A 14,823-nucleotide genomic window follows, 5' to 3' on the forward strand; every position below is an offset into this window, starting at 1 on the left:
ACCTCGGCAGGATGGACGCCAGAAACCTCGACTGGATCGCGCCCGCCAGCGTGCGCAAAGCTGGCCCCTTCGAGAGCGACTTTCGCTGCCGCATCGATGCGGTTTGGTCGAAATGGTTAGCCGTGCGTTTTCAAATGCAGCATCGGATGGTGTTCGTAGTGCCCGGCGCCATTCTTCACGATCGGGTCCTCCGAGGTGATCGCCTCTATGTCCAGATCATCGGCAATCCGATAGAGCGACACCCCATAACCGCCAGCCGGGTCCATCACGGGGCCGTGCGCGACGATAAGCCTCTTTTCAAGCAGGTCATCCAGGAATGCTCGGTGCTGCTTCATCCACTCTTCCTCATCGGTGGTCATCGTTGCCAGAAAGTCGGAACGCGGCGGAATATATTTGCACAAATAGGACTTCATTCGTCGCTCCTCGGCGAAAGGAGGCTCGCCTGCCGGACTGGCCTGGCCATGCCTTGATTTTAGATCAATCGGCCACGCCCATCTGCTTGCGGAAGCTCTTGTCGAACATGTTTTCGGGCACGAAGCGCCGCATGAAGCGAAGACGGCCTGCCGTTTTGCCAGGCGTATAGCGCATGCTCGGCGTCTTTTCGGTGGCTGCCTGTACCACTTTGTCGGCCACCGCTTCCACCGGATCGCCGCTCGCGATTCTGTTGCGCCAGGTCGAATTCATGGCTGAGCGCCCCTGTTCGTAGACGCCGGAAATCCGGTCAGGCTGTTCGGCGTTCTCTTCCAGTCCGGTGCGGGTGAAGGCGGGCTCGACAAGGGAAACCCTGATGCCGAACGTTCGAAGTTCGTGATCGAGCGACTCGGAATATCCTTCGACTGCGTGTTTGGTGGCGGTGTAGAGGGCGGTGAATGGCCCCGGCAGGAAACCGGACACCGAACTGATGTTGATGATCCGGCCCTCGCCCTGTCTGCGCATGATGGGCAGCACTTCATTGGTCATGCGAACGATGCCGAAGACATTTATGTCGAACATGCTTTGGGCTTGAGCGACCGATGATTCCTCGGCGCCGCCGATCAGGCTGCGGCCCGCATTGTTTACCAGTACGTCGATCCGGTCGGCGAGGGCGACAACTTGCTTGATGGCGTCTCTGACGGACCCATCATCGGTGACGTCGCAAGGGACCATGTGAATGCCCTGACGCACTTCGTTGGGCGCAGCTCGGCGGCTGGTGCCGAACACGCGATACCCCGCCCGGATGAGCGCAAGTCCGGCCGCATGCCCGATGCCACCCGAAGCGCCGGTGATCAGCGCGATCTTCTCGGCGCGCGACTGAACTTGTGTCATCTCAACTTTCCTGCCTAATGATTATGATCGTAATCATTGGGTGATAATGACCGCCATAATCATTGTCAAGCGCCTCCGCCACGTCTTATATGTCGATCATCATCAATAGAAGAGGATGCGGTCGTGAAGGTGAGCAAGGAGATGGTCGAGTTAAATCGAGAGCGGGTCATCGATACCGCCGCAAAGCTCTTCCGCGAACAAGGGATCGACGGGATCGGCATTGCCGATCTGATGAGCGCGGCCGGGCTTACCCACGGAGGCTTCTACCGACAATTCAAGTCGAAGGACGACCTCATCGTTCAGGCCATGCAGCGGGCCTTCAGTGACATGAGCGCCGATCTATCCGCCCGGCTCGCTTCGACCGATACTCCGTTTGAGACGCTGGTGCGCCACTACATCTCGGACCATCATCGCGACAATCCGGGGCACGGATGCAGCCTCACCGCACTGGCGGCCGATGCCGCCCGGCACGACGATCCAGCGCTTCGATCGTTCTTCGGAAGCATCGTCAGCAATTATGTCGCGTTGATCATTTCACTCCTGCCGGGAAGCGACCCGGCCGCGAAGCGGAGTGCCGCGATCGCATTCCTAGCGGAAATGGTCGGATCGGTGATCCTCTCCCGCGTCGTGCCCGATCCGACGCTTTCCGCTGAGATCATCGACACTGTCTCGAATGATCTCATAGGGCGCCACTCGCCATCGGCGCCGGTTTGAATGGTTGCTATTCGGCGGCCTTCGCCTCAGCGGCCCTATCTTCCCAGGTCACCGCCCGGTAGTCGAACCCAAATTCCAGCGTCGGTTTCACGATGCGGAAGAAGGGCGACAGGTCGAAGTCGCGCGGCGTGTAGAGCGAGTGGTGGCGGATGTGCAGGATTTCGCGGCGCGAATAGTTCGACTGCGCTGAGGCGCGGCCGGGCGCGCGGGTGATCTCGGGCAGGATCGGATAGCGGATCTCGCCATAGGCTTCGGCGATCAGGGTCGAGCAGATGGCGCGCGTCGGGTCGCCGGAGCCGAAAGCCAGCATGCGGCGGCGCCAGCGCACCGGCACCGGCGGCGTCGGCAGGAAAAAGCGCAGCATGTCGAAAATGTTCTTGAGATCGTATTTCAGGCCGAGCTTGCCGATCATGAAGGCGACGACATGGTCGCGGTCTTCCGGGGTCAGCCCGCTCGCCCGGCAGATACGGGTGTTGTAGGTGCGGTAGCGCGACAGCGGCACGGCGACACAGCCTTCGCCGAGCGTGACTTCGATCAGCCGACGCCGTTCCGATCCGTCCTCCGGTTCGGACAAGGCATCGCCGATATAGAAGGCCGCATGCGACCAGGTCGACTGGGTCAGGTATTTGATCGCCGCCGAGATCTTCTGGTTGCCTTCGATGAGCAGGATGTCGCCGGGCTCGAGCGTGCGCCGCAACGTCTCGGCGTCGGACGGCGTGTAGGGCTCATAGCCGGAGGATTCGTCCTGCAGCCGGCCGGCAAGCCAGCGGCCAAGTCGGTCCAGAAGCGTGTCGGCAGGTGCGGTCATGGTAGAGCGTGACTAGCACGCGCCGGCGGGGGAGTGCCAGCGTCAGCCGGCCGGCACTGTCTCTTCCGGCAGTGCCGGCCCGGCGAGGTCGTCGCGCGCATTGCGGGCGAGCTTCTTTGTCGAGCGCTTGGGACTGTCGCCGAACAGTTCGGCCGCCCCGGCGAGGCAGCTCTTCTTCAGGCTTTTTTCCGAGCGCTTCAAAAGCTTGCCCAGGAGCTTGGTGTCCTGCGCATCGCCGAGCGGCTCGCCGTCGGCTTCGAGCAGGGCGCGCATGACGAAGACATCGTGCAGTTCGCCGAGCTTTTCACCCAGTTCGTCGACCGCCTTGCGCCGCACCTTGATCGGCGTCGGCCACAGCCGGCCGAGCAGCGAAAGATGCATCGAGTGGGTCTTGGCCGCCTTACGCAGATCGTGGAAATCCTCGGCTCCTCCGTGGGATCCGGCCTTGTCCAGCGCCTTCCTGGCCCGGCGCAAGGTCTTGCGAGCGCCTTCCGCAAGCACATCGGCTGCATGCTCAGGCAGATCGGGGAGCAGCAGCCGCTCGATCCGGATCAGGCCTTCCTCGCAGGCGGCCGTGGCCGCGCCTATGGCGGCGTCGAGACCAGCCCCGGCATGGATTTCATGCTGGCGGGCGATAAGCCGGTCGCGCACGCTGTCGAGGCCGCCGCCGGCAACCTGCTCGGGAAAGGCGGCTGCCAGCCGGTCGACGGTCTCGACCAGCGCGGTCGCCTCGCGCGGCCCGGCAAGCAGCGCCGCCACCTGACGGTAGCATTGGTTCTCAGTCCGACAGAATGTTTCATTTCCGGAACGGACCAGCCGCAGCAAGGCGCGCGCGCTCTTCAGCCGCTTGCGGCATTTGTGCAATGCCTGCTCCGGCTGGTCGCGCGCGACGGCCAGATGGGCAAGCGCCTTGCCGATCTCCTCGCCAAGGATACGCCTGACCTCGCCGGTCAGCGGCAGGCGCGGATCGATGCGAAAGCTCATGCGGCGATCTCCGGAATCCCCCTAGAGCATGATGCCGAAAAGTGTGAAGCGGTTTTCGGACGACATCATGCTCCATCTCTTTTGATTTAGAGCCGGATTCCGATTTTAGGTCGACCCGACCTAAAATCATCCGGCTCTAGGGCGAGCGACGCGTTGTAAAATCTCTGCTCGCCGGTCACTTCGCGGCCGAGCCAATCAGGCAGCATTTCGTCAGGTACATCCTCCGGCGTCTCCAGTTCGGCCACCACAAGGCCGGCTAGGATCCCGCCGAAAACATCGACTTCGTAGAGATAGCCGCGATGCCTAACATGGTGGCGTGTCTTCTCGATGACATGTCCGATGGCGAAGGCCAGCATCTCCTCGGCATCAGTCAGAGGAATTTCATATTCGTATTCGTCGCGCTCGCGGATCTTGCTGCCGAATTTAAGCGTCAGCTTCGCCGAACTGCCGTCGCTGATGCGCACGCGCACGGTGCGGCCAGGTGCTGCGGCAAGATAGAACTGGCGAATGCGTATATTCGCCTCGGCCATTTCTAGCCATTCGGCGCTGGAGACCAGGAACTTGCGCTCGACTTCCTTGCCCATGGCCGCGCACTAAAGCGTCTGCGGCCCGACATGGCAAGCCGCCGCGGATAATCAATTTGACTTTAATCAATCGATTGATTAAAGTGCCCAGCATGATCAAAACCGTAGCCGATAAAACGCCCCGCCAGGAGACATCCCCCGCAGAGCAGACGCGCGCCGCACTCGTGCTTTCGGCGCTCAAGCTGTTCGGACGGCAAGGGTTCGACGGCACGTCGACGCGTGAGATCGCCGCCGAGGCCAAGGCCAACATCGGCTCGATCGCCTATCATTTCGGCGGCAAGGAAGGGTTGCGCGCGGCCGCCGCCGACCACATCGTCGAAACCATCCAGTCGGTTGCCGGCCAGGCGCTCGGCGGCACGCAATTGCCGGGTCAAGCCGGCCCGGAGGCGGCGAGGGCACAATTGTTCGCCGCGCTGGAAGCGATGGTGGCGTTTATCGTAGCCAGACCGGAAGCTGGCGAGATCGTACAATTCGTACTTAGAGAGTTGTCGCATCCGACGGCCGCCCTCGACCGCATCTATGACGGGGTGTTCGAACCGACGCATCGCCGCCTCTGCCAGATCTGGGAACAGGCGACGGGCGAGCCGGCCGAAAGCGAGGCCACCAAGCTCGTAGTCTTCACGCTGATCGGCCAGGTCATCTATTTCCGCATCGGCCGCGAAGCAGTGATGCGTCGTATGGGCTGGCGCGAGATCGGTAACACCGAAGCCGCCAAGGTGGTGGCGGCGGTCACAAGCAATCTTGGCGCCATACTGGCGGCCCGCAATCCGGTCGCCCGCAAGGAGGGCAAGCGATGAGTTTTCTCTGTTCCCTGCCGCTCGCAGCCCAGCTGTTCGGCGCCTGCGCGCCGGCAGCGCCGCTTGCCGTCGGCTATGTCGAGGGCGACTATGTCTTGCTGGCGCCGATCGAAGTGGCGCAGGTCGAGACCGTCGCGGTCAAGCGCGGCGACCGTGTTGTATCAGGCACGCCGGTGGTGACTCTCGAAAGCGCCGACGCAAAAATCGCCGTCGCCCAGGCAGATGCCGCGCTCGCCCAGGCGCAGGCGCAGCTGGCCGACCTGCAGATCGGCAAGCGGCCGGAGGAGATCGCGGTGCTGAAGGCCGAGGTCGACATGGCCAAGGCCCAGGCCACGGATGCCAAGCGCAAATACGACCGCGCCGCCGACCTGTTCAAGCGCGGTGCCGGCACGCAGGCCGACTACGACACCGCCGCCGCGACGCTGGAGACCGCCAATGCGCAGGTCGGCCAGGCGCAGGCCAACCTCGCCGTCGGCGGTCTGCCTGCGCGTCCCGAAACGATCAAGGCGGCAGACAATCAGGTCAAACAGGCGCAGTCGGCGTTGGAACAGGCTGAGTGGCGGCTATCGAAGCGCGTGCTGGCGGCACCCTCGCCCGGCCGCATCAATGACGTCATCCGCAATCCCGGCGACACCGCCGGTCCGACCGCGCCTGTCATTTCGATGTTGCCGGACGGTGCGGTAAAGCTCAGCGTCTATGTCCCGGAAAGTGCGTTCTCGTCGATCAAGGTCGGCACGCTGCTTGTCGTCCATTGCGACGGCTGCGGGCCGGAGGTGAAGGCGCGCGTCAGCTATGTCTCGCCCGACCCGGAATTCACCCCGCCGGTGATCTACTCGCTCGAGAACCGGCAGAAGCTGGTCTACCTCGTCGAGGCGCGGCCTGAGGGCAAGGCGCAAGCGCTGCAGCCGGGACAGATCGTCGATGTCGAGCTGGCGGCCTCCGCAAAATGAACGCCATCGACGTTCATGGCCTGGTCAAGCGTTTCGGCGACAAGACTGTCGTCGACCATGTGACGATGAAGGTGGCAGAGGGCGAGATCGTCGGCTTTCTCGGGCCCAACGGGTCCGGCAAGACGACGACCATCCGCATCATGTGCGGCCTGCTGACGCCCGACGAGGGCGAAGGTACGGTGCTGGGTTTCAACATCCGCACCGAGTCGCTCCGCATCAAGCGCGAAGTCGGCTACATGACGCAGAAATTCTCGTTCTACGAGGATTTGACGATCGGCGAGAATCTCGAATTCGTGGCGCGGCTCTACCGGCTGAAGCCGGTCGAGGAGCATGTGTCGAAAACGCTGGAAGAGCTTGGCCTGACGAGCCGCCGCAACCAGCTCGCCGGCACGCTGTCGGGCGGCTGGAAGCAGCGGCTGGCACTGGCCGCCTGCATCATGCACAAGCCGAAGCTGCTGCTGCTCGACGAGCCGACCGCCGGCGTCGATCCGAAGGCGCGGCGCGAATTCTGGGACGAGATCCACCGGCTGGCGAGCGGCGGTCTGACCGTGCTGGTGTCCACCCACTACATGGACGAAGCCGAGCGCTGCCACCGAATCAGCTACATCTCCTACGGCAAGATGCTGGCCACCGGCACGGTGGACGAGGTGGTGACGAATGCCGGTCTGACCACCTTCGTGCTGCAGGGACCGCGCCTCGACCAGGTCGCCGATGCACTCAGGGACCGGCCCGGCGTCGACCAGGTGGCGCCGTTCGGCGCGACGCTGCATGTCGTCGGCTCCGACAAGGCAAAGCTCGAAAAGGCGCTCGCCGATGTCGAGAAGGAGCACAAGGGTGTCAGCGTAAAACCCGGCGAGACCAGCCTCGAGGACGTCTTCATCCAGTTCATGTCCGGCTCGAAGGACAATATGGCATGAACAGCGTCTTCTCCTTCGCCAGGCTCGGTGCGCTGCTGATCAAGGAATTCATCCAGATGCGGCGCGACCGCATCACCTTCGCCATGATGCTGGGCGTGCCGCTTTTGCAGCTGGTGCTGTTCGGCTACGCCATCAACAACGATCCCAAAAGCCTGCCTGCCGCACTGGTGGCGACCAGCAACGACCCCTACACCCGCGCCATCGTCGCGGCTCTGCAGACGACCGGCTACTACCGCTTCGACCATGTCGCGCAAAGTGCCGAGCATGCTGAATTCCTGATGGCGCGCGGCGATGTCGCCTTCGTCGTCACCATCCCGGCCGATTTCGGCCGTCGGGTGGAGCGCGGCGACAATCCGCAGATCCTGATCGAGGCCGACGCAACCGACCCGGCCGCCGCCAGCGGCGCCATCTCGACGCTAAGCAAAGTGGCCAGCCAGGCGCTGCTTCGGGCGCAAGGCATGCAGGAGGCGGCGAGTGAGGCCGCCAGGGGCCAGCTCGATGTGGTGGTGCACCAGCGCTACAATCCGGAAGGCATCTCGCAATACAACATCGTGCCCGGCCTGCTCGGCGTCATCCTGCAGATGACCCTGGTGATGATGACCTCGATCGCGCTGACCCGCGAGACCGAGCGCGGCACTATGGAAAACCTGCTCGCCATGCCGTCCAGCCCGTTCGAGATCATGCTGGGCAAGGTGCTGCCCTATCTGGTGGTCGGCGGCGTCCAGGTGGTGGTGGTGCTGGCGGCGTCGAAGCTTCTGTTCGCCATTCCTTTCACCGGCTCGATGTCGCTGCTGCTTACAGCCGTATTGGTGTTCGTGCTGGCGCTGGTGCTGCTTGGCTACACCATCTCGACCATCGCCCGCACGCAGATGCAGGCGCTGCAGCTGACCTTCTTCTTCTTCTTGCCGTCGATCCTGCTGTCCGGCTTCATGTTCCCCTATCGCGGCATGCCGGGCTGGGCGCAGACCTTCGGCGAGATTTTTCCGCTGACGCATTTTCTGCGCATCACCCGCGCGGTGATGCTGAAGGGCGCCGAACTGCCGGCGGTTGCGGGCGAGATCGCCTGGCTGGTCGGGTTCGTGGCCCTGTTTGCCGGCGTCGCATTGGTGCGGTTCAGGCGCACGCTCGACTGAGCGTTCAGGAATTGAGCGATGGCGGACCGCTGACGAACGGACTGCCCCTGACATAGAACCGCAGCGGGCGGTCCGCATCCTTCGTGATGCCGATGCGGATGCCTTGGCCGATGTCGCCGGGCTCGTGCTCGTCGGCTGCCAGCCATAGCGGGCCTTGGCGGCACAGATCGAGGCCGTCCAGCGAACGGTCGATCCGCAATGCCTGGGCGAGCCGCCCCGGCCCGCGCGCCAGGTCGCGCAGGCGCTCCACGCCCCGGTTCAGCCGCATGATGGCGATGCCTTCGAGCGGCTCCAGCGCCCGGATCAGCACGCCGGTGCCGGTGCCCGGCCCCTCGCTCGAGACATTGAGCATCCAGGAGACCCCATAGGCGAGGTAGACGTAGGCGTGTCCGGGCCCGAGGAACAGCGAACGGTTGCGCGGCGTCATGCCGCGATAGCCGTGCCCGGCGGCGTCGCCGGTGACATAGGCCTCGGTCTCGACGATACGGCCGCTGACGATGCCTTCCGGCAGCTCCCGCACCACGAGCTTGCCGATGAGATAGCGGGCGAGATCGGCCGTATCATCAGGCAGTTCGGCACGATCGAGCGGATGGTGGCCGGTCATGCTACCGCCGCCGTGTTTCAAGGTATCCGTTCGACCCATTGCGCGCGCGACTGCCCCGGCTCGAACGGATCGCCGAAATACTGGGTCTCGCGAACCACCTAGCCATCGACGAACTCCATGATGCTCACCGTATAGGACGGAATCCCGTCATAGGTCAGGACATATTCGGTGATCCAGAGGTCGCCTGACCCGGTGATCCGCCGCACGGCAAAGCGCTTCCGGTTGGGCTGCGTGGCGCGCGACGACTGGATGTTGTGCCGTCCGCTGATGCGCTCGCCTGATTGCGGATAATCGAGCACCGCGTCCTCGCGATAGATCTGATGCTCCGTCTCCAGATCATTGGCATCGGAGGCAGCCCAATGGCGATCGAGAGCCGCCCTTATCTCAGCGTCTGCCATATCGGTTCTCAGGCCGCGGCCATGATCTCGGCATAGGTGGTGAAATCGACATTGCCGCCTGACAGCACGACGGCGACGCATTTGCCCGACAGTTCGATCTCGCCTGACGAGAGCGCCGCCAGCGCCACGCAGCCGCCGGGTTCGACCACCAGCTTGAGATGGGCCATGGCGTCGCGCACCGCCTGTGCGGCCGCCTTGTCGGAGACGGCGATGGCGCCGGCGAGGTTCTTGCGGTTGATCTCGAAGGTGATGGCACCGGGCTCTGCGGTGAGGATGGCATCGCAGATCGAACTGTGGCCGGGCTCGTTAGAAACCCTTTTTCCCTCGATCAGCGAGCGGCGGGTGTCGTCGAAATGCTCGGGCTCAACGGCCCAGACTGCTGTGGCCGGCGAGGCATCCTTGACGGCGATCGAAATGCCGCTCGTCAGGCCGCCGCCTCCACAGGGAATGACGACCGCATCGAGGCTGACGCCGAGCGCTTTTGCCTGGCGCATCAGTTCGAGACCGATCGTGCCCTGGCCGGCGATGATGGCCGGATCGTCGAAAGGAGGCACCAGCACCATGCCCTTGTCCATGTAGGGTCGCACCACCGTCATGCGGTCGTCGCGAAAGCGGTCGAACGGCACCACTTCGGCGCCCATCTTGCGGACATTGGCGATCTTCATCGCCGGCGCGTCGGCCGGCATGGCAATGACCGCCTTGACGCCGAACATGGCAGCCGCCGCGGCGACGCCCTGAGCATGGTTGCCTGAGGAGAAGGCGACGACGCCGCGGCTGCGCTCTTCTTCGCTCAGCGAAGACAGTTTGTTGTAGGCGCCGCGGAATTTGAACGAGCCGGTGCGCTGCAGCGTCTCCGGCTTGAACAGGATGCGGCCGCCGAAGCGTTTGTTGAGTTCCAGCGATTCGATCAAGGTCGTTTCGGCGATCAGGCCGGAGAGCCGCGCGGCGGCGGCATGGATGTCGGCGATCCCGGGAAGCGTGGTCATGGCGAAGTCCTGAAAGGGATGAGATCGGCGCATGGTGCACGCAAAGGCAGGCCACGCACCAATGAAAAAATGTGACCGTTACAAAGTTTGGCGGGCATGAGCGGCGACGAGGGTCAAACTGGCCCACCTCTCCCGCCTTTATCAGCTGGGCCGTATCGGCTAAGGGCGGGGGAGCAGAATCCCGGACCGCCAGACATGACCGCCAAGCCAAAACCCCTGTTTCTCGGTATCGACACCGGTGGCACCTATACCGATGCCGTGCTGTGGTCGGAACAAGGCGGGCCAAAAGGCAAGGTGCTGGCCAAGGCCAAGGCGCTGACCACGCGGCACGATCTTGCTGTCGGCATTTCCGGCGCGGTCGATGCGGTGCTGGGAAAATCCGCCACCGATCCGGCCGCTATCAAACTCGTGTCGATGTCGACGACGCTCGCCACCAATGCGCTGGTCGAGGGCCAGGGTGGGCGTGTGGCGCTCATCATGATCGGCTTTACCGGGGCCGACCTTGCGCGCGACGGGCTGAAGACGGCGCTCGGCACCGATCCGGTGGTGTTTTGTCCGGGCGGCCATGACGTGCACGGCAATGCGGCCAAGCTCGATCTGTCGGGGCTGGAAGCAGCACTCCCTGAACTCGGCGCCTCGGTGTCGGGCTTTGCCGTCTGCGCCTATTTCGCCACCCGCAACCCGGCGCATGAACTCGCCGCGCGCGACCTCATCCGCGAAAAGACCGGCCTGCCGGTGACCGCCAGCCATGAATTGTCGGCCAAGCTCGGCGGTCCGCGTCGCGCGCTCACCACCTTGCTCAACGCCAGGCTGATCTCGATGATCGACCGGCTGGTGGCGGCAACCGACGGATTTTTGGAAGCCCGCAACATCGCAGCGCCCCTGATGGTGGTGCGCGGCGATGGCGCGCTGGTTTCGGCGGCGTTTGCCCGCCAGCGGCCGATCGAGACCATCCTCTCCGGCCCGGCCGCCAGCCTGGTCGGCGCCCGCCACATGACGGGCCTGGACAACGCCATGGTGTCCGACATTGGCGGCACCACCACCGATGTCGCCGTGCTCGATGGTGGCCGGCCCCGGCTCGACCCCGAAGGCGCCACCGTCGGTGGCTTCCGCACCATGGTCGAGGCGGTCGCCATGCGCACCTTCGGCCTCGGCGGCGATTCCGAAGTGGCGCTGGAAGATGGCGCGCTCAACCCGAAGATCCTGCTCGGGCCGCGCCGCCTGGTGCCACTGGCGCTGGCCGGCATGATGCATGGTGTTTCCGTGACATCGGAGCTCGAGCGCCAGCTCAGGGCGCCCAACCCCGGCCGCATGGACGGCCGCTTTGCGTTGCGCACCGGCGTGCCGGACAGGCTCGCCGCCGGCCTGACCGCGCCCGAGGCGAAACTGTATGAACTGATTGGTGCCGTGCCGCTCGCCATCGACAGGCTGCTCACCTCGAACGCCCAGAACGCCACGCTGAACCGGCTGGTCTCGCGCGGTCTTGTGCATATCTCGGGCTTCACCCCCTCGGACGCCGCCCATGTGCTCGGCAAGCAGGCCAACTGGGACCCGCTTGCGGCCCGGCTCGGCGCCGAACTGTTTGCCCGCAAGCGTGATGGGCGAGGCCAGTACATCGCGCCGTCTCCGGAGGTGATTTCCGAACGCGTGCTGCTGACGCTCACGCGCTGGTCGGCCGAATACATTCTGGAGACAGCCTTTGCCGAGGATGGGCTGGATGGCGCCGCCACCGTCGCGCATGCGCTGGTGCAGCGCGCCGTCGATTCCCATCCCGGCATCGCAAGGCTCAGCGTCGCGCTCGATCGTCCGGTCATTGGCCTCGGCGCCTCGGCGCCGCTGCACTATGCCGGCTTGGCCGAGCTGGTCGGTAATGAGTGCGTGGTGCCGGAGGATACTGATGTCGCCAACGCGCTCGGCGCTGTCGTCGGCCAGGTCCGCGTCTCCGCCGAAGCCCGCGTCAGCCAGCCCAGGGAAGGTTTGTTTCGTTTGGCGTCGGGGCAAACGGTGCGCGACTTCACGGACGAGGCCGAGGCGATCGCGGCAGCGGAGGCTGATGTGCGGGCGATCGTAGCCGCGCGCGCGAAGGATGCCGGCACGGATAATGCCGAGATCGACGTTTCGACCGAGTTCAAGGTGTCTACGGTTGAGGCCCAACGGATGTTTATCGAAGCGCATGTGGTGGCGGTTGCATCGGGTCGGCCGAGGATTGCGGTTTAGGTGATCTCCCCCACGAGGGGAGAGATCAGCAGCTTCAAATTCCCCGCCTTCACCCTAAGCTGAATTGACCCTTCACCCCTGACATGCCAAAGGCCGCAAAGCCTTTCATCTGGAGAAGCCCTGATGACCGATCGCGTCGAGATCGCCGGATTGCGGATTGCCCGCGAACTGCATGACTTTGTCGGCGAAGCGCTGCCGGGTACCGGCATTGCCGCCGACGCCTTCTGGAACGGCTTTTCGGCTATCGTCCATGATCTCGCGCCGAAGAACCGGGCGTTGTTGGCCAAACGCGACGCCATGCAGGAACAGATCGACGCCTGGCACCGCGCCAATGGCGCGCCCATCGATATGGAGGCCTACAAAAGCTTCTTGCGTGAGATCGGCTATCTCGTGCCCGAAGGGCCGGCCTTCTCCGTGACGACCGACAATGTCGACCCCGAGATCGCCAGCGTTGCCGGGCCGCAGCTGGTGGTGCCGGTGATGAATGCGCGTTATGCGATCAACGCCGCCAATGCTCGCTGGGGCTCGCTCTACGATGCGCTCTACGGAACCGACGCCATTGCCGAGACCGGTGGCGCCGAGAAGGGCAAAAGCTTCAACCCCGTGCGCGGCGCCAAGGTGGTTGCCTGGGCGAAGAGTTTTCTGGACGAGTCCGTGCCGCTCACCTCGGGCAAATGGGCCGGCGTGAACGGGCTGACGGTTTCGGGTGGCACCTTGCGGCTCGGCGCTGGCGCCGGCGGCACCACGCTGGCCAACCCGAAACAATTTGCCGGCTATCGCGGCGACGGTGCCAACCCGGAAGCCATCCTGCTGGTCCAGAACGGCCTGCACATCGAGATCCTCATCGACCGCACCAACCAGATCGGCCGCACCGACCCGGCCGGCATTGCCGACGTGATCCTGGAATCGGCGCTGACCACCATCCAGGACTGCGAGGATTCGGTCGCGGCGGTGGATGCCGAGGACAAGGTCATCGTCTACCGCAACTGGCTCGGCCTGATGAAGGGCGATCTGGCGGAGGAAATCAGCAAGGGCGGCAAAACCTTCACGCGCAAGCTCAATCCGGACCGCGCCTGGACCGCGCCCAGTGGTGGCGCGCTGAGCTTGCCTGGCCGCTCGCTGATGCTGGTGCGAAACGTCGGTCACCTCATGACCAATCCGGCCATCCTCGACCGCGATGGCAACGAGGTGCCGGAAGGCATCTTGGATGCGGCGATGACGGCGCTGATCGCGCTGCACGATGTCGGCGCCAACGGGCGTCGGATGAATTCCCGCGCGGGCTCAATGTATGTGGTGAAGCCGAAGATGCATGGGCCGGAGGAAGTCGCCTTCGCAGTCGAGATTTTCGACCGCGTCGAAGCGCTGCTCGGTATGGCGGCAAACACCATCAAGATGGGCATCATGGACGAGGAGCGGCGCACCACCGTCAACCTCAAGGAGGCGATCCGCGCGGCGAAGGAGCGCGTCGTGTTCATCAACACCGGCTTCCTCGACCGCACCGGCGACGAGATCCACACCTCGATGGAAGCCGGGCCGATGATCCGCAAGGGCGACATGAAGCAGGCCGCCTGGATCTCCGCCTATGAGGCGTGGAATGTCGACATCGGGCTCGAATGCGGGCTCGCCGGTCATGCCCAGATCGGCAAGGGCATGTGGGCGATGCCGGATCTGATGGCGGCGATGCTGGAACAGAAGATCGCGCATCCCAAGGCCGGCGCCAACACCGCCTGGGTGCCGTCGCCGACAGCGGCGACGCTGCACGCCACGCACTATCACAAGGTCGATGTCCACGCCGTCCAAGCGGCGCTGAAGAGCCGGCCGAAGGCGAAGCTCGATGATATATTGTCGGTGCCGGTGGCGGTGCGGCCGAACTGGACCCCCGACGAGATCCAGCGCGAGCTCGACAACAATGCGCAAGGCATTCTGGGCTATGTCGTGCGCTGGATCGACCAGGGCGTCGGCTGCTCGAAAGTGCCCGACATCAACGATGTCGGCCTGATGGAAGACCGCGCCACGCTGCGCATCTCCTCGCAGCACATCGCCAACTGGCTGCACCACAAGGTGTGCTCGCAGATCCAGGTGATGGATTCGCTGCGGCGCATGGCAGCGATCGTCGACCTCCAAAATGTCGGCGACCCGCTCTACCGCCCGATGGCCGCCGATTTCGACAATTCCATAGCCTTCCAGGCCGCCTGCGACCTGGTGTTTAGAGGCCGCGAACAGCCGAACGGCTATACGGAGCCGGTGCTGCACGCGCGGAGGCTGGAGCTGAAGGCGAAAGAGCGGGCGAATTAGCGCCTGCGTTTCCCTCCCCCTCGAGGGGAGGGTGGCCCGAAGGGCCGGGTGGGGTCCTGCGTGAAGTGCGGCGACTCCCTTCGGACGACACTACAAGCAATGTCATTGCAGAGGCCCCTTCTCGGCTCGGC

14 protein-coding genes and 1 pseudogene are annotated in these 14,823 nt (G+C 64.3%); 7 read left to right on the top strand and 8 right to left on the bottom strand.

Annotated features, from left to right (window positions below):
* Positions 1-116: 116 nt before the first annotated feature.
* Both X727_RS146515 and X727_RS146510 read right to left on the bottom strand, forming a co-directional pair.
* Entirely contained in the window at positions 117-413 is a 297-nt protein-coding gene (locus X727_RS146515) for a YciI family protein (protein ID WP_023834575.1), read from the bottom strand.
* Positions 414-477: 64 nt separating this feature from the next.
* On the bottom strand, positions 478-1,305 hold the full coding sequence (locus X727_RS146510; RefSeq protein WP_031204401.1) for an oxidoreductase: 828 nt from the start codon (positions 1,303-1,305) through the stop codon (positions 478-480).
* Positions 1,306-1,428: 123 nt separating this feature from the next.
* Here X727_RS146510 and X727_RS146505 point away from each other — a divergent pair, with 123 nt between their 5' ends.
* Positions 1,429-2,019, top strand: a complete 591-nt coding sequence (locus X727_RS146505; protein ID WP_023673283.1) for a TetR/AcrR family transcriptional regulator — start codon at positions 1,429-1,431, stop codon at positions 2,017-2,019.
* Between the two features lie 7 nt (positions 2,020-2,026).
* On the opposite strand, the gene X727_RS146500 is transcribed toward X727_RS146505, so the two are convergent.
* From X727_RS146500 to X727_RS146490, 3 genes are all read right to left on the bottom strand, one after another.
* A complete protein-coding gene (locus tag X727_RS146500) occupies positions 2,027-2,827 on the bottom strand; it encodes a hypothetical protein (RefSeq protein WP_023834577.1) in 801 nt (266 codons plus the stop codon).
* A 42-nt stretch (positions 2,828-2,869) separates the two neighbouring features.
* Positions 2,870-3,811: a CHAD domain-containing protein gene (locus X727_RS146495; protein WP_023828854.1), complete on the bottom strand. Its 942-nt coding sequence runs from the start codon at positions 3,809-3,811 to the stop codon at positions 2,870-2,872.
* An 86-nt stretch (positions 3,812-3,897) separates the two neighbouring features.
* Positions 3,898-4,395 carry a CYTH domain-containing protein gene (locus X727_RS146490; protein ID WP_023681278.1) on the bottom strand — a complete coding sequence of 166 codons (498 nt, stop codon included), beginning with the start codon at positions 4,393-4,395 and terminating at the stop codon, positions 3,898-3,900.
* 92 nt (positions 4,396-4,487) lie between these two features.
* Here X727_RS146490 and X727_RS146485 point away from each other — a divergent pair, with 92 nt between their 5' ends.
* Genes X727_RS146485 through X727_RS146470 form a run of 4 tightly spaced genes read left to right on the top strand, consistent with a single transcriptional unit; the run spans position 4,488 to position 8,192 of the window.
* Positions 4,488-5,192 (top strand): DUF1956 domain-containing protein, encoded by a 705-nt coding sequence (locus X727_RS146485; RefSeq protein ID WP_023805823.1) that lies wholly within the window; start codon positions 4,488-4,490, stop codon positions 5,190-5,192.
* The gene (locus X727_RS146480) at positions 5,189-6,142 is read left to right on the top strand and encodes an HlyD family efflux transporter periplasmic adaptor subunit (RefSeq protein WP_023805822.1); all 954 of its coding nucleotides are present in this window, start codon (positions 5,189-5,191) and stop codon (positions 6,140-6,142) included. Before X727_RS146485 ends, X727_RS146480 begins: the two co-directional genes overlap by 4 nt.
* Entirely contained in the window at positions 6,139-7,059 is a 921-nt protein-coding gene (locus X727_RS146475; RefSeq protein WP_023805821.1) for an ABC transporter ATP-binding protein, read from the top strand. The genes X727_RS146480 and X727_RS146475 overlap by 4 nt, the downstream gene beginning before the upstream one ends.
* Positions 7,056-8,192, top strand: a complete 1,137-nt coding sequence (locus X727_RS146470; RefSeq protein WP_023805820.1) for an ABC transporter permease — start codon at positions 7,056-7,058, stop codon at positions 8,190-8,192. Before X727_RS146475 ends, X727_RS146470 begins: the two co-directional genes overlap by 4 nt.
* A 4-nt stretch (positions 8,193-8,196) precedes the next feature.
* Here the strand turns inward: X727_RS146470 and X727_RS146465 are convergent, their stop codons facing one another.
* The 3 genes and pseudogenes from X727_RS146465 to X727_RS146460 form a co-directional block, all read right to left on the bottom strand.
* Positions 8,197-8,796 (bottom strand): DNA-3-methyladenine glycosylase, encoded by a 600-nt coding sequence (locus X727_RS146465; RefSeq protein ID WP_023681283.1) that lies wholly within the window; start codon positions 8,794-8,796, stop codon positions 8,197-8,199.
* A gap of 17 nt (positions 8,797-8,813) precedes the next feature.
* Positions 8,814-9,194 (bottom strand): annotated as a pseudogene (locus tag X727_RS01000000164830) (nuclear transport factor 2 family protein).
* Positions 9,195-9,202: 8 nt separating this feature from the next.
* On the bottom strand, positions 9,203-10,180 hold the full coding sequence (locus X727_RS146460) for a threonine/serine dehydratase (protein WP_023673293.1): 978 nt from the start codon (positions 10,178-10,180) through the stop codon (positions 9,203-9,205).
* A gap of 195 nt (positions 10,181-10,375) precedes the next feature.
* On the opposite strand from X727_RS146460, the gene X727_RS146455 reads away from it, so the two are divergent.
* Both X727_RS146455 and X727_RS146450 read left to right on the top strand, forming a co-directional pair.
* A complete protein-coding gene (locus tag X727_RS146455) occupies positions 10,376-12,397 on the top strand; it encodes a hydantoinase/oxoprolinase family protein (protein WP_023752360.1) in 2,022 nt (673 codons plus the stop codon).
* A gap of 123 nt (positions 12,398-12,520) precedes the next feature.
* Positions 12,521-14,692, top strand: a complete 2,172-nt coding sequence (locus tag X727_RS146450; RefSeq protein ID WP_023819275.1) for a malate synthase G — start codon at positions 12,521-12,523, stop codon at positions 14,690-14,692.
* The last annotated feature ends 131 nt before the right edge of the window (positions 14,693-14,823 follow it).

Source organism: Mesorhizobium sp. L103C105A0, assembly GCF_000502215.1.
Classification (GTDB): domain Bacteria; phylum Pseudomonadota; class Alphaproteobacteria; order Rhizobiales; family Rhizobiaceae; genus Mesorhizobium.